At 34.4% G+C, this 16,954-nt stretch carries 18 protein-coding genes; 4 read left to right on the plus strand and 14 right to left on the minus strand.

What is annotated here, in order from left to right; all coding sequences use genetic code 11:
• Positions 1-55 precede the first annotated feature (55 nt).
• The 5 genes from FC748_RS07790 to FC748_RS07805 form a co-directional block, all read right to left on the minus strand.
• Positions 56-670, minus strand: coding sequence for an Imm43 family immunity protein (locus tag FC748_RS07790; RefSeq protein WP_167492654.1), 615 nt, complete (start codon positions 668-670; stop codon positions 56-58).
• Positions 671-1,351: 681 nt separating this feature from the next.
• On the minus strand, positions 1,352-1,483 hold the full coding sequence (locus FC748_RS22405; protein WP_255313708.1) for a hypothetical protein: 132 nt from the start codon (positions 1,481-1,483) through the stop codon (positions 1,352-1,354).
• A 12-nt stretch (positions 1,484-1,495) separates the two neighbouring features.
• Positions 1,496-1,945: an SMI1/KNR4 family protein gene (locus FC748_RS07795; protein ID WP_024363651.1), complete on the minus strand. Its 450-nt coding sequence runs from the start codon at positions 1,943-1,945 to the stop codon at positions 1,496-1,498.
• 43 nt (positions 1,946-1,988) lie between these two features.
• Entirely contained in the window at positions 1,989-2,417 is a 429-nt protein-coding gene (locus FC748_RS07800; RefSeq protein WP_024363650.1) for a hypothetical protein, read from the minus strand.
• Between the two features lie 104 nt (positions 2,418-2,521).
• Complete coding sequence (locus tag FC748_RS07805; protein WP_024363649.1) at positions 2,522-3,055, minus strand: hypothetical protein; 534 nt, start codon at positions 3,053-3,055, stop codon at positions 2,522-2,524.
• A gap of 308 nt (positions 3,056-3,363) precedes the next feature.
• Between FC748_RS07805 and pdxR the strand changes: the two genes are divergently transcribed.
• The gene (gene pdxR, locus FC748_RS07810) at positions 3,364-4,767 is read left to right on the plus strand and encodes a MocR-like pyridoxine biosynthesis transcription factor PdxR (RefSeq protein WP_108030940.1); all 1,404 of its coding nucleotides are present in this window, start codon (positions 3,364-3,366) and stop codon (positions 4,765-4,767) included.
• A gap of 37 nt (positions 4,768-4,804) precedes the next feature.
• Here pdxR and FC748_RS07815 read toward each other — a convergent pair whose 3' ends face one another.
• The 5 genes from FC748_RS07815 to FC748_RS07835 form a co-directional block, all read right to left on the minus strand.
• The gene (locus FC748_RS07815) at positions 4,805-5,119 is read right to left on the minus strand and encodes a TIGR04104 family putative zinc finger protein (protein WP_167492655.1); all 315 of its coding nucleotides are present in this window, start codon (positions 5,117-5,119) and stop codon (positions 4,805-4,807) included.
• Between the two features lie 103 nt (positions 5,120-5,222).
• Positions 5,223-6,446 carry a GNAT family N-acetyltransferase gene (locus tag FC748_RS07820; RefSeq protein ID WP_024363646.1) on the minus strand — a complete coding sequence of 408 codons (1,224 nt, stop codon included), beginning with the start codon at positions 6,444-6,446 and terminating at the stop codon, positions 5,223-5,225.
• Complete coding sequence (locus FC748_RS07825) at positions 6,443-7,171, minus strand: AAA family ATPase (RefSeq protein ID WP_108030942.1); 729 nt, start codon at positions 7,169-7,171, stop codon at positions 6,443-6,445. Before FC748_RS07825 ends, FC748_RS07820 begins: the two co-directional genes overlap by 4 nt.
• Before the next feature lie 723 nt (positions 7,172-7,894).
• On the minus strand, positions 7,895-8,443 hold the full coding sequence (locus tag FC748_RS07830) for a pyridoxamine 5'-phosphate oxidase family protein (RefSeq protein ID WP_024363644.1): 549 nt from the start codon (positions 8,441-8,443) through the stop codon (positions 7,895-7,897).
• A gap of 136 nt (positions 8,444-8,579) precedes the next feature.
• Positions 8,580-9,266, minus strand: a complete 687-nt coding sequence (locus FC748_RS07835; RefSeq protein WP_024363643.1) for a DUF421 domain-containing protein — start codon at positions 9,264-9,266, stop codon at positions 8,580-8,582.
• 284 nt (positions 9,267-9,550) lie between these two features.
• Between FC748_RS07835 and FC748_RS07840 the strand changes: the two genes are divergently transcribed.
• The 3 genes from FC748_RS07840 to fumC all read left to right on the plus strand — a co-directional run bounded on the left by FC748_RS07840 (position 9,551) and on the right by fumC (position 13,242).
• Entirely contained in the window at positions 9,551-11,170 is a 1,620-nt protein-coding gene (locus FC748_RS07840) for an ABC1 kinase family protein (RefSeq protein ID WP_108030943.1), read from the plus strand.
• 152 nt (positions 11,171-11,322) lie between these two features.
• Positions 11,323-11,541, plus strand: a complete 219-nt coding sequence (locus FC748_RS07845) for a hypothetical protein (protein ID WP_024363641.1) — start codon at positions 11,323-11,325, stop codon at positions 11,539-11,541.
• A 312-nt stretch (positions 11,542-11,853) separates the two neighbouring features.
• Positions 11,854-13,242, plus strand: coding sequence for a class II fumarate hydratase (gene fumC / locus FC748_RS07850; RefSeq protein WP_024363640.1), 1,389 nt, complete (start codon positions 11,854-11,856; stop codon positions 13,240-13,242).
• 139 nt (positions 13,243-13,381) lie between these two features.
• Here fumC and FC748_RS07855 read toward each other — a convergent pair whose 3' ends face one another.
• The 4 genes from FC748_RS07855 to FC748_RS07870 form a co-directional block, all read right to left on the minus strand.
• Positions 13,382-14,185, minus strand: coding sequence for a hypothetical protein (locus FC748_RS07855; RefSeq protein WP_108030944.1), 804 nt, complete (start codon positions 14,183-14,185; stop codon positions 13,382-13,384).
• Between the two features lie 275 nt (positions 14,186-14,460).
• Positions 14,461-15,549, minus strand: a complete 1,089-nt coding sequence (locus FC748_RS07860) for a sensor histidine kinase (RefSeq protein WP_108030945.1) — start codon at positions 15,547-15,549, stop codon at positions 14,461-14,463.
• Positions 15,546-16,229, minus strand: a complete 684-nt coding sequence (locus FC748_RS07865; RefSeq protein WP_024363637.1) for a response regulator transcription factor — start codon at positions 16,227-16,229, stop codon at positions 15,546-15,548. Before FC748_RS07865 ends, FC748_RS07860 begins: the two co-directional genes overlap by 4 nt.
• Positions 16,207-16,812, minus strand: coding sequence for a class I SAM-dependent methyltransferase (locus FC748_RS07870; protein WP_108030946.1), 606 nt, complete (start codon positions 16,810-16,812; stop codon positions 16,207-16,209). The genes FC748_RS07865 and FC748_RS07870 overlap by 23 nt, the downstream gene beginning before the upstream one ends.
• Positions 16,813-16,954 lie beyond the last annotated feature (142 nt).

Raw genomic sequence — 16,954 nt, forward strand, 5'->3', positions numbered from 1 at the left:
AACAATGACCTAGTCTTTTTTATTATTGTAAGTTTTTGATAACTAAGGAACTTGATTATCGATTATAGAAAGAAAAATATTGAGGTACATCTGCCAATTCTATAAATTGAATTCCTTTCATTTGCTTTTCATCACAAAGTTGCTTAAACCTTTCTGAACAAAATAGATATCTTGCTAATTTTAAGTCATTCAAGCAAAACACGTCTCTATCATTTTCTTGTAGAACAATTTTTTGATATTTTCCAACCATATAATTTATGTCAAAAACCTTATTTTCTGGAACACTTCTTTTTGTAAACTCTGACTTCTCGTAATCAACGAAATCTTCTCTATTATAATACTTAATAAAATAATAGGGTTTTTTTACTTTAGATTTTCCCTTTGAACTAACAACTTGTAGATTTGATGTAACATACTTTTGTAAAGTATTTACTTGATTCATCAAAGTAAAAAAATCACTACTGATAATATGACCATTAAAACCCTCATAATAGTCAAATTCAATTTTATTATTAGTAATTAACCATAAATCTTTTGGCATTTCTTGTTTTTGAAAAAAGATTTTATTCCATTCGTATCCCATTCCTTCATTATATTTAGTTTCATCAAATGATTCGTGAATAACGCCCTTCATAAAAATAGGCGACTTTACATTTTTCTTAACAATCATATAGTATCTCATACTATCCCCTTAATCTTTGATATACTTAGAAGATTTCCTAGATTACACAGTACCTAAGTTTTGTATTCCTAGTGGTTTTCCAAAATAAATAAATCAAAGCTGTTGAACAAGCCTAAAGTTCAAAACGTAATATTTTATCACTTTTTTAACTTAAATTCTATAAGCAATGAGAAAATTGCAAACAGTGGAATAATCAAAAACATAGAAGTTAATCCATCAATTTTCAACACCCAAAGGTTGATACACCCTACCTATCCACACCTATGATATTGATTAAAATAAAGATCAATAGGTACCGTAATGATTAGCGTAAATAAATAAACACCTAAAAAAATCAAAATAAATAGCATGAGATTTTCAAACATCGTAAAGTGGAGTAATTCCGATTTGGAATTGCCCGTGACAACTTGACTAACCAAGGTGTAACAAATGCCACTAACAAAGGCAAAAACAGAAGCTTAATTGTACTGTTGTGATTTTTTTCATGTAGTTACCTCATATCATTGTTGTGAAAAACATCGCTAGACACATATCTTCTCTTAATTATCAGGATGAGAAGATTTTAAGCTTCTGACCCTCCCTATGTATTTGAACGAAAAAGTATTCCGTAAACACGAACCATATTATTAATATTGCAATGCATATATTAATCCATCTTTTGCATAAATATTACTTATAAAAATCGTCAATATTTTCCTGATTTAGTATTTTCATAATATAAAAAAGACTGTCATGAATTTCTTCTGCAATCTCTAAGTCTTCTGCACAACCTGTATTTTTTGCCAGAAGTTCTACCCCCACTTTTATTTCACCTTAATATATACGTTCTTCTTCCTCATCTTCTAGTATCTGATGAAAAAAGTCAGAAAAATCCTCCCATACATCTGGCTTGGAGATAAAGTCTTGCTGCTCTAATTTATTTATTTCTACAGAATCTAGCCAAATGATTGATGGTGTTTTTTCAGTATCCATAACAATAATACTTTCAGTTTGTTCAGCAATAACAACGAATCTATTCGGTAAACCAACAGCTTCTCTTATTCTTATAGTTTCGCGTATAAAATTAGTTGGCTCAGAAAATTGAAAAGAATGGATATCTATTCCACCAACAATACCTCCACTATAAAAGCCAGATATTTCACGAAAATTATTGGGTAGCTTTATTTGGAGTTCATTTTCAATTTTATCTAAAGACTCTTTAGTAACTCCATCAAAATCATATAAAGCCTGGTATTTATTTTGTAATTCATTTATATCTTTCATATTTTATTTACCTCCAAAATTCTATTTATCGGAAAAATAGAATCTAGTTTGTTTCTTCTAAATACTTCTGTTTTGTATCTTTGAATATTTCTTTAATCCAATTTATTATTACTTTTTTTATCTTTTCAATGTTATTATTGTTCAATGTACAAACTATTACTAACTCGTTCGGGCTGCTATTTTCATTAATCCAATAAGAAAATACATCATCATTATTAGAGCTTTCTTGGATAATTTTTATTATTTTATTCTCTTTTTTTGATTTTGCCGAAAATATCGGATTTCCATCCATCATTTTTTTTCCATTACTGAAGGTAGTGTTGTAATAAGGACATATCCAATCACTTCCCTCAATATTCTCTTGATGCAACCACATGAAAAACATATCCATCCAATATTTTTCTAAAGAAGAATATACATCTTCATCATCTAAATAGTTAACAAAATCATGAAGCAATTTGCTATTTTCCACGACACTTCTCTCCTCCAGCATTATCAAGTAAGTAAGTCATGCACAAACGGATTTGAATAAAGTAACCAGCAGGTGCGCATTTTACACGTTAATAGCAAGGTTGTTCAAGAGCATTGCCAGAAACCAGCAATAACCTCTCCTGTTTCATTATGCTTATATAGATATAATGCACCGTACATAAATACATAATCCATATTATCACTATAGCCTTCTTCGTCTATTTGTAGAAAAAAGGAGTAATTATCATTTTTCAACTCTTTATCATAATAACTTTTCGGTTGAATAAGACGTGGTTCTCCTAAAACTTTAATAAACAAATAATTATTCCCTTGTTTTTGCGAATAATCGCTTATGGAGTTTATACCTAAATCTAAAATACGCTTATCCGTATTTCTTCCAATTTCGGAGTATTTATGCTCTATAACCCGTACTTCAATTGAAGGATATATATTTCTTTCCAATAAAGTATCAAAATCCTTATGAATAATAATCGAAAGCATAACATCCTCTTTTTCTGGATGAACTAGAGTTGCATAAAACCTGTAATCATCAGATATTTTTTCTTCAATGAATTTTGGAGGATTACCACCTATTCTACCCCTCACATTATCATTAAAAGGAATACATTGAGCAAACAATTAAAACCCTCCCTTCCATCTGCTTTAAGCACCATAGACATAATCTTTTTTTGTTTTGGTGCTGGTAGATTGCTGATATCATCGGCGCTACGAAATACTGACCTGTGTATTCCAACGCTTCAAAATACACCATTTATTCCCACTGTACTTTTTCATTATTTTACCATTATTTAAAATTACAAACTAGTATATATCAAATGCATATTAGCATTCCCTTTCTACAAAGATTGCTGTACGCTAATACATAAGTAACTGACATATAAAAAGCGCGTTTTTTGTATTTTTTAAAATGTCATGGAGGTTTTGATATGGACGATTTTATATTTCCTATTCACAATAATGAGGCGAAATATAAGCAAATTTATCAGCAATTAAAGACTTTAATTGAGCAAGGAATCTTAAAGTCCAATGATTGCCTTCCTTCTATTCGACGATTGGCGGAGACGTTACAGGTCAGTCGTAATACGACATTAACTGCTTATGAACAGTTGGTAGCGGAAGGCTACATACGTGGTGAAGGTCGTAAAGGCTATTTCGTTAATGTATTGGAACAAGTGTTTTTACAGAAAGAGGAACAAACAAGTAGGACAGAAAAAATACAGCAGGTGTTGCCAGCTATAAAAATTGATTTTCGGGCTGGTGCTGTCGATCAATCCCATTTTCCGCTAAAAACTTGGCGACAATTTGCTAATCGAGCACTCCAGTTAGCAGATAGTTTTGTGTATGGCGATCCTTTTGGGGAGCCTGTATTAAGAGAGCAGCTTGTTCACTACTTACTTCAAGCACGTGGGGTAAAATGTGAGGCGGATGATATTATTGTTGGTAGCAGTACACAGCAATTGTTATTGTATCTCGGTTTTATTTTGAAGCATGATTTTACAAGTGTAATTGTTGAAAATCCAGGTTATGTTGGTGCACGTCAATCATTTACATTAAATGGTTTTGAGTTGGAAGCACTACCTGTTTTGGCGCATGGCGCTGAACTTCAGCTATTGACACACATGCAATCACGGCTTTTATATGTAACCCCCTCCCACCATTTCCCTTACGGTGTTTCAATGTCTATTCAACAAAGGCAATTGATGATTCAATGGGCAAAAAGAGTACGTGGTTACATTATCGAAGACGATTATGACAGTGAATTTCGTTATACGCAGCAACCATTTCCGGCACTTGCCTCTATCGACCATTCGCGCGTTATTTATATGGGAACTTTTTCAAAATCTTTTTTACCAGGTATTCGTTTAAGCTATATGGTATTGCCTAAGTCACTTACCCATCGTTACAAAGAACAATTTGATCAATTTGAACATAATGCCTCTTCTCTCCATCAATTAACGATGGCGGCATTTATGGAAAAGGGTGAGTGGACACGTCATATTAAAAGAATGCGTATTATTTATAAACATAAAATGAACTGTCTTGTAGAAGAACTTAAAAAGCACTTCGGGCACAATATGACGATATTGGGGGAGCATTCAGGTCTTTATGTATTGATTAAGTTGCATGTGCAGCAAACCGAAGAAGAGCTACTCCAAGCTGCTGAGCATTGCGGTGTAAAAGTGTACCCAACTAGCCAGTATTATCTGCAACAGACAAACACTGAACCAATATTACAGTTAGGATTTAGTATGTTGTCAATCGAGGATATCCAACAAGGCGTTCAATTATTATCACAAGCATGGCCGTTGCTACGTTCCAAACAACATTAAAACGCGGGCTTTCAAAAACCCGTGTTTTTACTATGTATCATTTTTGAGCGTATTTTTGCAAATGCTTTGGTATTTCCCGTAAATCCATTAACAACGGCATCATCATCAGTAAGGTCAATAAATAAATAGCAATTCCTATTGCCACAGCCGAACTTTTCACTTCCTCCTCAATAACATAGGGCATTGTAATATAAGGTACAAAGACCAAAAGTAAAATAGAAATACGAGTCATTGAAGTGAGCATTTGTTTTTTTGCGCAATAAGGGCAACTGATAAATCGTGAAAATGTTACAATCGAACGCATCGATTGCTTCCAAGTCCATTTCTCCTTACATTCAATACATTTTGGCATACAGTGCATCCCCTCCATTCACTAATTATGCCATATTCTTTCACAAAGAAGCACTCCATTAAAGCAAAAAAGAATTGCACAGGTTTTCCCTGCACAAATTCTTTTAAAAATAATCTATAAATGTCGGGATACCTACAGGTAGAACAGCTTCTAAAAGGGCCAATTCAATTGCTTCACCTTGTAAGCGCTCGATTTTTTCTAAATAGCTAGGTCGTTTATAGCCCAATAGCATCGTAGCTAACGTCTGTACGGTTAGTTGTATAGCATTTTCGGATAATTGTTCGCTCACCTTCTCAACAGATACTTCTCCGCTTTGCACTGTGACAACAAAGGTACCATTATTCCAAGCGACAATACGGTCAGTTACCGCAAAGCGCAGTTGGAAGTCACTTCCTATAAACGGATAACGCATTAAAAATTCCTTTACGTCCACAATGCGTGCCATAAAGTAAGGAGAAACCTTTTGAATAATTTCACTATCCTCTAGTAAAAAAGCGACTGCTTCATTGCCCGTTGTTTTCCCATACACGTTATAGACCATTGAGCTATGGGCAGAGACAAAGTTCCATAACCCTTTACGAGCTTCTTCCTGCATATAAACAATCTCATCAATATAGAAATTTTCTTCCATTATACGGTAGAACATATAACCTTGTGCCACATCGTCCTCATCGTAATAGATTGCAGCTTGTAGTTTGACATCACTGTCTATAAACTTTTCTTCCCAAAAGTCTTCTTGAAATTTTTCATTCCACGCAATACTATTACGCACCATAACGCCATGTGTTTTTTTGGCATAGCGTGCATAAATAGCGACTACATCCTCATCTTTTGGATCGACTCGGCGAATTTTACCGTTTAGTCCGCCATAATGAGGGAGTTGCGTATCTTTTACTTGAAACTCCACAATATCGCTCATAATTTCCCAACCCTTTTTGCGATAATATGGAATGGAATAAGGAAATAAATAAGAAATATATCGACCTTCCTCTCGCATTTGTTCGAGGCATTTCAAAATAAGACTTTCCATCAAGCCGTGTCTAGAATATTCTGGATAGGTACCAACAGCCGTAATACCACCCATTTCATAAAATTTTCCATGTACATTTACTTGAAAAGGTAAATTTAATATTTGTGATACTAGTTGAGAGCCGTCAAACCAGCCAAATGCATGCCCTTCATCGAACTGTTTACTTTTGGCATTGACGAAACGACGATCCTTATGAATGGACATAGACATTTGAAATACATAATTTAGTAAATCAATTGACTGAGCCATCTCATCAAGTCGTATTTCTCGCATTACTAAACCTTTTCGTTGATTCATGATTCTCTCTCCTCATCAAATAGCTCTGCAAAAATAGTGTCTGGTGCATTTAAAAATCGCTTCGTTACAATATAATGTATAGTGTCTTCGTATCGAATCGATTCAATTCCCCCATCGTCAAAACTGTAAATGGTCGCATTCGGATAACCAAGTAAAACGGGCGAATGGGTAGCAATAATAAACTGAGCTTCATGCTCTAAATCTTTCATGATTTTAAGAAGACTAAGTTGTCTCGTAGGTGATAAAGCCGCTTCAGGCTCGTCCAATAAATAAATCGCCTTGCCTTTAAAACGGTTCATAAATAGCGATAAAAAGGACTCGCCATGTGATTGGTGGTGTAGTGATTTGCCACCAAATGCAGCATACTTATTCGGATGTTCTAACAAATCAATATGACTTGCAAATTGATAAAACGTCTCTGATCTTAGAAAAAAGCCGTTCGTCACTTTAGGCCACCAAGATAAGCGAATATAATCTCCTAATGCCGATTCCGCCTTATGTACTTCATAGGTATTTTGACGTCCCCCACCTGCTGTATTAAATTCACAGCAATCCGCAATAGCTTCCAGTAACGTCGATTTTCCAGAGCCATTTTCCCCAACAAAAAACGTCACATTCGTTGGAAACGCTAACTCTTGTAAATCCTGCAAACTAGGTATATTAAAAGGATATAGGTGTTTTTCCTCTATGTTGTCCTGTAAAACTTTGCATGCTTTTAAATACATCCTTATTCCCCTCCCTTTTACTATTATAACTCCCAATAACTATTGTGAAACGGTCTTCTTTTCCAAATACAATTAAAAAATACCTGCTAGCTATAACAGCATAATGCCAACTAGGGAAATAGGTGACCAGACTAGCGTTAAACAGAAATAAAAGTCAGAATATTAAAATAAATCACAAACTCATCATTCCTTTTAATACCGAACAATACCGAATGCCTACTTGTCATACCTATATCGGAAACACGACATCCCTTGCCGTTACAGTAACTACCTACACAATATTTCCCGAGAAATATTTCAGTTATCCAGCGCAAATTACTAATAAAGATAATAAAATTATGCCATTATAACGATTTGAATAAGAAGGGGTGGTACTTCCTATACTTGATTGGCGTTCAACACTTAGCTCATAGTGGTTAAAAGCGTAGAAACTACAAGTGCTAGCAGTCCTATCATTGATACGTTATTGTTTGTTATGATGTGCATATAGCCTCCTCTACTTTTCATTATTTCTTATATTAAAAAACCCCATCTCCCAAAAATAGAGAGACGAAGTTATCCGCAGTACTACTTTGATTACATAAAGGCTTCCTTTAACAATATCAGTAGGCTGACTATAGCTATCTTATTTAGTACAAAGACGCTTGAACGAGTTCTCGAATTGTTTACCAGCAGCCACCGTGTAAACTTTCCCCACTATTATTTCCAAGTCAAGTTGCTATGTTAAATATCCTGTTGAATGGATCTACCAGGATAAAACTTCATTTGTCCATTATCTTGATGTGCTTTAGCGGTCATCGTTATTGGTTTCAATTTTAGAACAATCGTTTTACTTCCTAAAGAAGATTGATACTTCTCAACATGTGCTTTTGATAAGGGCGCTTGATAGTAAGCTGGGACATATTTATCTAGCATTGCTTGCATTGCTGCCGTTGCTTCGTCTAAATTTGTTACTACTTCGATGATACCGTTTGCGATAACGCTCATATAAGCAGTATCTGTATTAGCAGGAATCGGATCGGCAATTGTTCCGTAATTTTCACTTATGGTCATACAAGCATTTGAATTCGTATGTAAGATGGTGATTTTTCTTCCTTCATTTGCGCCATGAATATAAAAAATCCCTTCTTTGAATACAAAATTAAGCGGAATGACATATGGCATGTTATGATCTACCAAGCCAAGAAAAGCTGTTTGAGCTTCTCGTAAAAAGTTATAAATTTGCCCTTCATTTGTACACATTCGATCCGCCTTACGAATATTAGTTTCCATCCATATCACTTCTCCTTACCTATGATATTGGAAGTTTATAATAGAACCGTGCGATTAAGAAGGGACAGTTTTGGGAATATCCATGGGTACAAGAAACTGTTAAAAAACCAGCACGTATTTTAAATTACGTGCTGGTCTAATATTTTTGGATAAATAATTGCCCATTCGATTGGATTTCAGCATAGAATACTTCTTCAATATTTTCGATAGACATCTTTTTCAGTTCATCTTTTAACCATTGTCGATTTTTCCCAACTTCTAATAAATTTCTTTTTAATAATTTTCCATCTGATATTATTTCAATTGGCAAAAAAGGTGGATTTTCTGGTGAGATGTTTATATCTATTTTTTGGGTACCTTGAAATGGCGGTTTCTTAAGAATACTAAGCGTACCATTCGGTTCTAGAATGGCAAAATCTATTTCATCAATTGAAAAAACTTGGTATTGTCTAATCATCATCGTTAAGTCATCAATATTGACACCAGTTCGCTTCAATGCTTTTCGATCGATTTTGCCATGTTTTATAACAATTGTAGGCTGACCGTCAAGCAACATTCTTATTTTCCCTGATTTCAAACTAATATAGCCGATTAGTGTCGTCAACGAACACCAAATAATTAAGCTTACCAAATCTTTCATGTAATCTTTAGTACTTAAAACAATCATATTTGCGGCAATCGAGCCAATTGTGATTCCTGTTACGTAATTGAAAAAAGTAAGTTGACTTAATTGTTTTTTCCCTAAAAAACGTGTGAGGGCAAGAAGTACGAAAAAAGTTACAACTGTTTCTATGGCTATTTGTAAGTAGCTTACATCTTTCATATCACCACTCCTATCTATACAATAGAATGCGTTATGCAGTCCATAACATACACTCAAAACTAGGTGCATTCCTTGTTCTCACCACTAGCTTGCTTCTAGAAGAAATTTTTGTAAGGCATAAATAACCCCTAAGGTTAATTTAAGTGCTATTTTTTATTAGATTGATACATAAAATACAATCCATTTAGATTGGCAATTGGTGTATGATTTAGATATTCGATTTATAGGAAATATTTACATATAATTTGTCTTTTTGCTCAAATAAAAAATCGGAGGTATGTCGCATGAAAAAAAGGAAAAGTTGGTATCGTATGTGGAAAATACTTTCCTTCGCTTTTTCCATGTTGTTGCAAGTTTATTGGTTTCGCATTCGAAAAAAATCGGAACCACAATGGGAAATGCTCTGGGAAAAGCTTGGTCGACAATTTCGAGAAACGTTATTTGAACTCGAAGGTGTGTTGATTAAAGTCGGACAACTTTTAAGTATTCGCGAAGATTTACTACCAAAAAGTTTTATTAGCCAAATACAGGATTTAGTAGATCAAGTCCCTCCCTCTCCTTGGGAAGACATTCAACTTGTTTTGGAAAAAGAATGGGGAAGTCCTGTTGACAATGTACTTCTTTCAATCGAGACAAAAGCTGTCGCTTCCGCATCCATTGGAGAGGTTTATCGCGGAAAGTTAAAGGATGGTACGAATGTAGCAATTAAAGTACAGCGACCCACTATACCAACTATTATGCGAACGGATTTTCGTTCGCTAGCTATTATTATGTGGTTTGCGCAATATATTGCTCCAGTACCTAAAGGCTTTATTAATTTTAAATTGCTTTTTAATGAAGTCAAACATGTCATCAGTAGGGAATTAGATTTTAATAAAGAACTAGACACCATGACACATTTTCGCGAACGCTTTGCATCGATTGATGAACTTAAGATTCCTAGTGCGTATCCCGAACTTAGCACCTCTCAAGTATTAGTAATGGAATGGATAGATGGTGCAAGAATAACAGATAACGCATTTTTAACTTCCAATCAAATTGATAAAGAAGCATTATCTGAGCGATTAATGCGCATTTTCTTACCACAATGGCTAGAGGCTGGGCTATTTCATGCTGATCCGCACGCTGGCAATGTGCTAGTAACGGAGGATGGTACAATTGTCCTTCTTGATTTTGGTATGGTTGGCGAAATATCAAGAAAAGATGCAGCCAATTTTCAAATTTTAATGCAGGCTATTTTATTAAAAAATTATGCTCAAGCGGCTGAAACATTAAAAAACTTAGGATTTTTACTACCAGGAGCGGATTTAAAAATCATTGAAAATCTTCTAAGAGAAGTACTACTATTGGATTTAAACAAAGTAAAGGAAATGGATGTATTTGCTGTCAAAAAAGAAATGAATGACATGATAAAATTACTTCCTATACAAGTTCCTACACGATTTATCTTTTTAGGGCGCTCGTTTGTGACAATTGAAGGTATGTTGCTGACCCTTACTCCAGAGAAAGAAATTTTAGACATTATTAAACCTGTATTTTCAGATTGGATCAAGCAAGGAAGCTCAAATAATTGGAAAACTGTTTTACAATGGCTTAATGCGCTCCCAATTTTTAAAGTATTCCATTCCCTGCAAGACCTTGTGGAGACACCCCAGCGAATGTTAGTACAAAAAGATGCATTGCAGCAAAGGGATTTTGTCTTTGCAATCTATGAAAATCAAAAAAAGCAAGTCTTTATCATTAGTGTACTAGCATTAGGCGCAGTTTTCTTTGGCCTGTATTTACAATATGCCCTCCTTATAAAAGCATCGAGTGGCGTATTAGCACTTTCTAGTCTTTTTTATATCGTAAGTAGTTGGAAACAAAAAAGATGGTTACAACGGCTCTCCAAAAAAACGCTATAGATAACATTAGCCTCCTAATTCTAACGTTTAAGAGGCTTTCCTTATGCTTTCCAATGGGATTTTCATGCTATTCGTCCTGTTATACCAACTGTTCTATAATCAGCCAGTTACTCATAAATTGACTAAAATACAAAATAAGGAGAACTGCGAAAATGCATGTTGTTCATTTTTATGAAAATAAGATTTCCGTTTTGAATCAGCTATTAATTCGCATTCCAACTATTGATGAAAACATCCAAATTAAAGGTCGAAAAGCAAAAGTAGTGGACGTTATTCAAATGAATGAGCGCCAGTATCATGTCATTGTGCTTTTTGAAAAAATATCAAAAAAACAACCTTTAACAAAAGATCTTGGGAAGAAGAAAAGATAGTTCTTCCCTTTTTTAATGTTTATCAACATACAAGGTGTGGGTAGACAAAAAACATAACAGTACTCGCAATAATAATTGATTTTTTTGAACAAAATGCGAACTATTCTCATTAATAGTATTTTTATTGAGCAGAACAATTGACTTTTTAATTGATAACAATTATCATTATCATATAGATTATTTCTTTTCTCTAAACTGTTTATTTCAGAATCCCCCCTTATTTTTTGAAATAAACATGCATTAAACGGATATTCTTACATCACACTAAGAATATCCGTTTTTTAGTTACATAAATTGAAGGAGCTGTTCTCAATGGATTATCGTATTGAAAAAGACACTATGGGTGAGATCAAAGTACCTGCCAATAAAATTTGGGGTGCTCAAACCCAACGTAGTAAAGAGAATTTTCAAATTGGTACTGAACACATGCCGATTGAATTGATTCAAGCTATGGCGATTTTAAAGAAAAGTGCAGCAATCGCAAATAATAAATTAGGAAAGCTTTCGGATATTAAAGCCAATGCAATTGTGCAAGCGGCAGATGAAATTTTAAATGGTCAATGGGACGATCAATTCCCACTTGTTGTCTGGCAAACTGGTAGTGGTACCCAATCGAATATGAATGTCAACGAGGTGATTGCGCATCGTGCAAACCAAATTTTACAAGATGCTGGTGAAGCTGACCGCATTCACCCAAATGACGATGTCAATAAATCTCAAAGCTCGAACGATACGTTTCCAACTGCGTTGCATATTGCAGCCGTACTAAAAGTAGAAGACTATCTACTGCCTCGCCTTCGTTTATTAAAGGCAACATTGGATGAAAAAGCAGAGCAATTTAAAGATATTATTAAAATTGGACGTACCCATTTACAAGATGCTACCCCGCTGACATTGGGACAAGAAATTAGTGGCTGGTCTGCTATGCTAGGTAAATCCGAGCAAATGATTAAACATAATGTGGACTACATGAAAGAGCTTGCGATTGGCGGTACGGCTGTCGGGACGGGTATTAATGCACATCCTGAATTTGGTGAGCGTGTAGCAGCTGAAATTAGTGAACTAACGGGCAAACAGTTCACTTCCGCAGCAAATAAATTCCATGCTTTAACAAGTCATGATGAAGCGGTTGTGGCACATGGTGCATTAAAAGCACTTGCTGCTGATTTGATGAAGATTGCCAATGACGTACGTTGGCTAGCAAGTGGTCCACGCTCTGGTATTGGTGAAATTACTATTCCAGAAAATGAACCAGGCTCATCCATTATGCCAGGTAAAGTGAATCCGACGCAAAGTGAAGCGATGACAATGGTTGTTACGCAAGTAGTTGGGAACGATGCAACAATTGCCTTTGCCGCTTCGCAAGGTAATTTTGAACTGAATGTCTTTAAACCTGTTATTATTTACAATTTCCTACAATCGACACGTCTGCTAGCAGATACGATGAAATCATTTAATGATCACTGCGCTATCGGCATCGAACCAAACAAAGAGGTACTGGATCATAACTTGCAAAACTCGCTAATGCTTGTAACAGCCTTAAACCCTTATATTGGCTATGAAAATGCGGCAAAAATTGCGAAGAAAGCACATAAAGAAGGCACGACTCTAAAAGAAGCGGCCATCGCTTCAGGCTTATTAACTGAAGAACAGTTCGATGAATATGTTGATCCAGCTACAATGATTTATCCGAATGCATAAATACAAAAGGCACCAAGAAGTTTTGAACTCTTGGTGCCTTTATATTTTGATGGTCGTGTAAATACTGCCATCGTTGAATTCCACCCCTATTAGCAGTTCGTGGTGGTTTACCCGCGATTTACACTGGTTTATCAGCGATTTAATTCGCCTTTTCAACTACATAGCTTTCAGGAACGAAAAATGTGCTGTAAAGGTCAGATTCACTATTAAACGTCACTGCATAATAGTTACCAATTTTAAAACCTTCACTTTTAAGAACAGTACCTGTTGGCAATGGACGTGCAAGTCTTTGATAATAATCGTTATTGTTAATTAAATATGGTTTAATATGCTGTCCCGTATCTTTTGTGACAATAAATAATATATCCTTATTCACAACTTGCGGTTCGATTAGTTGAATATCTGTTGGATCAATTGTTCGCTTTTCAATACCGCCACCTACAAAACTCATATCATACGTATTGACAAGTTCCCCCTGTTCAAAGATAAAATTCCCCCATTTATTTAAATAGGTATAATAAGAGTGTGCATGCGTTGCCAAACTATCACTCTCATTATAAAACGAGTAAAATGGTTTATCTCTATTAATCCACATATAGGCAGGATTTTGATAAAATTTTACACGTTGTTCAAACGGAATCGCTTTAAATACAGTTAAATCGCTTGCTTGTACACGATATCCAGAGCTCATCCAATAATATGTTTGTTTATTATATTTTTCAATATTATATACACGGAAGTAATTTCCCTTTCTGACTAACATCGATTCAAACTGACCATTGGCCTTTTTCTTATACACTTTTACATCTTTCGAAAACGTTAGCTTCCCCGTTTGCCCTTTGACAATTTCTACGCCGTCATAGATTACTTTCGCTTTGGATGTTGATGGATTAACCATTAATACTACAAATGCTGCAAGTAACATTAGAAAAAATTTTTTCACTATTCTCCTCCTACTTCTTGATTCAATTCTACTAATCTATTGTTATTTTACCAATAAATAGATTTAGCCATCAAAAAACTATCAAAAATAACTTTTCCCCTTCTTGTCTTGCTTAGGTTAAAAGTTATTCTCAAATAGTTTATTCTTACCAATTTTTTGGACATCTACAATTTGTCCAATGTTCAGCAAAGACAAATAGCGAAACTGCATGTCGTTGGTCACTCCCAACTCCCCCCTGCAATATGATACAACAAGGTAATTTCCATTTTCTTAAATTAATTTTCTTTAATTGGAAGTTCAACAGTAAACGTAATCCAACCATTTTTGTACTCTGCACAAATATCGCCATGATGCAGCTCCATAATTCTTTTTGAAATGGAAAGGCCCAGACCACTACCTTGTGCATCCATTCTCGCTTTATCCCCTCTAAAAAACCGTTCAAACATTTTATTGATATTATCCATTGGAGCGTTTGCCATTCTGTTTGATACTTTTAAAATGGCAGTATTATGATTGGCCTCAAACGATATTAGTAATGCTGATGGTTTTTCGCTGTATTTTATCGCATTAATAAAAAGGTTTTCATAAACACGCACAATTTTTTCAATATCGATTACAGCATGTATGTCTTCATCAGTGATTAAATTTTGAACAGTCAATTGTTGCTCTTCGAATATTGGACTATACTCTCCTACGATTTGCTGTAGTAAACTCGCCATGTCCACATTGCTCAAATTCAACTTCACATCAGGGCTCGATAAACGGGTAAATTCAAACAGTTCATCAATCAGATTTTTTAGTCTTAATGATTTGGAATAAATCGTTTCCAAGTATTCTTGAAGTTGTTCTTTATGTGTATATTGACCATCCTTTAACAATTTCAAATAGCCAATGATTGATGTTAATGGTGTCCGTAAATCATGGGATATATTTGTAATAAGCTCGTTTTTTTCTTTTTCTATTTGTCTTTCATGTATAAATTTCTGTTCTAACTCTTGCGACATGTAATTGATATTTATCGCTAGCTGAGATAGTTCGTCTTTCCCTTTAATATCAATTGTTTGTCCTAGTTCTCCACTTGCAATTTGTTGAACGGTATCGGAGATTAACTTGACATACATGATTTTTTTCCTTATTAGCATGCTAAAAATTAACACAAAAGTTATAATGGCTGTTGAAAACCAAGCAGTAAAAGCTACACTTGCTTGCCATACATTGAGATGATTATTGTTCATGATGAAATTAATTAACTCAAATATAGGACGAGATATAATACTCATCACAAAAATAGCACCGAATAAACTGATGACAATCATCATAAGAAGCTGAAAAGAGATTTTATGACGAAACTTAATCGTTCTCATATTTTATACCCCACACCCCAAATTGTCTTAATATAAATTGGATGTTTTGGATCGTCCTCGATTTTTTCTCTAATTTTTGTAATGTGCACCATCACCGTATTATCAGATTTATAAAAGTCATTCTTCCAAACTGCCTCATAAATTTTTGCAATACTTAAAACAATCCCTTTGTTTCGAGCAAGCAGTTCTAAAATGTCGAACTCTTTTGGTGTTAATCTAATTTCTTGCTGTTGTACCCAAATTTGACGTGTATCTGTATTGATTGTTAGATTCCCTATCTCGATTACACTTTTTACGAAAGTAGTTTCCGTATTGTACTTTTTATACCTTCTTAATTGGGATTTCACCCTAGCGATTAATTCCAATGGATTAAATGGTTTAGATAAATAATCATCAGCACCAGCAGCAAGTCCTTTAATTTTATCCATATCCTCTGATTTTGCTGAAAGCATAATAATAGGCATGCTACGCTCTTCCCGAATCTTCAAGCATGCTTCGATACCGTCCATTTTCGGCATCATAATATCTAAAACAATAAGGTCAAACGCTTTTTTTTCGAGCATTTGTAATGCTTCCACTGCATCTTCTGCCTTTTCAGTTTCCATCCCTTCATTTTCTAAATATACTGCAATCAGATTTCTTATCTCTTTATCATCGTCAACAATTAGTATTTTTGACATCTACTATTTCCTCCGGATGTTTATTTGCTATAGCACAGCTAAAGATGTAAGCAGGTGGCCAATTTCTATATTCTCTTGTTATTTCTAATTTGGCAAAAAACTGTTTAATGAATGCCTTTTTACATTTTGTATATTGAAATGTAATGAACAATCCATTGTCTTTTAGAATTTTTGTAGTGTTGTCTAAAATCTTGTATGATACCTTTTCGGGCAAACTTGAAAATGGAAGCCCTGAAATAACGTAATCAGCATAAGGAATTTGATACTCTTGCAAATATGTTTCAATATTTTCAGCAGATCCACATTTAATGTATACATTATCATGGTCTTTATAGCGTTGTTTAAGCAACGAACAAAATTTCATATTATTTTCTACTAATAATACAACGGTCTTGGCATTTTTTTTGGCAAGCAATTTTTCTGTGAAAACACCTGTACCTGGGCCATATTCAACTATATATTTTGCTTTTGTAAAGTCAATTTTTTCAATCATTTTATCACCTAGAAAACTCGAACTTGGCACAATCGCGCCTATCATTTTAGGATTCACCATAAATTGAAATAAAAAAGAAAGCTTTTTCACAATTATTCACCTCTTGGTTTGAATTCATAATCTTACTTTAGAAATCAAACCTTAAAAGAACATGCCGAAAAACCTTAAGAATCCTGAAGAAAAATAAGTGCCAGTCACCGAAAATATTTAGAATATTCAGTTTTTGATATAG

The sequence above is a fragment of the Lysinibacillus sphaericus genome (assembly GCF_005217585.1).
Lineage (GTDB): Bacteria > Bacillota > Bacilli > Bacillales_A > Planococcaceae > Lysinibacillus > Lysinibacillus sphaericus.

Coding starts and splice junctions, on each gene's coding strand:
- FC748_RS07790 (WP_167492654.1), bottom strand. CDS start 670: ATGATTGTTAAGAAAAATGTAAAGTCGCCTATTTTTATGAAGGGCGTT.
- FC748_RS07795 (WP_024363651.1), bottom strand. CDS start 1,945: ATGAAAGATATAAATGAATTACAAAATAAATACCAGGCTTTATATGAT.
- pdxR (WP_108030940.1), top strand. CDS start 3,364: ATGGACGATTTTATATTTCCTATTCACAATAATGAGGCGAAATATAAG.
- FC748_RS07815 (WP_167492655.1), bottom strand. CDS start 5,119: ATGCCAAAATGTATTGAATGTAAGGAGAAATGGACTTGGAAGCAATCG.
- FC748_RS07820 (WP_024363646.1), bottom strand. CDS start 6,446: ATGAATCAACGAAAAGGTTTAGTAATGCGAGAAATACGACTTGATGAG.
- FC748_RS07825 (WP_108030942.1), bottom strand. CDS start 7,171: ATGTATTTAAAAGCATGCAAAGTTTTACAGGACAACATAGAGGAAAAA.
- FC748_RS07830 (WP_024363644.1), bottom strand. CDS start 8,443: ATGGAAACTAATATTCGTAAGGCGGATCGAATGTGTACAAATGAAGGG.
- FC748_RS07835 (WP_024363643.1), bottom strand. CDS start 9,266: ATGAAAGATGTAAGCTACTTACAAATAGCCATAGAAACAGTTGTAACT.
- FC748_RS07840 (WP_108030943.1), top strand. CDS start 9,551: ATGAAAAAAAGGAAAAGTTGGTATCGTATGTGGAAAATACTTTCCTTC.
- FC748_RS07845 (WP_024363641.1), top strand. CDS start 11,323: ATGCATGTTGTTCATTTTTATGAAAATAAGATTTCCGTTTTGAATCAG.
- fumC (WP_024363640.1), top strand. CDS start 11,854: ATGGATTATCGTATTGAAAAAGACACTATGGGTGAGATCAAAGTACCT.
- FC748_RS07860 (WP_108030945.1), bottom strand. CDS start 15,549: ATGAGAACGATTAAGTTTCGTCATAAAATCTCTTTTCAGCTTCTTATG.
- FC748_RS07865 (WP_024363637.1), bottom strand. CDS start 16,229: ATGTCAAAAATACTAATTGTTGACGATGATAAAGAGATAAGAAATCTG.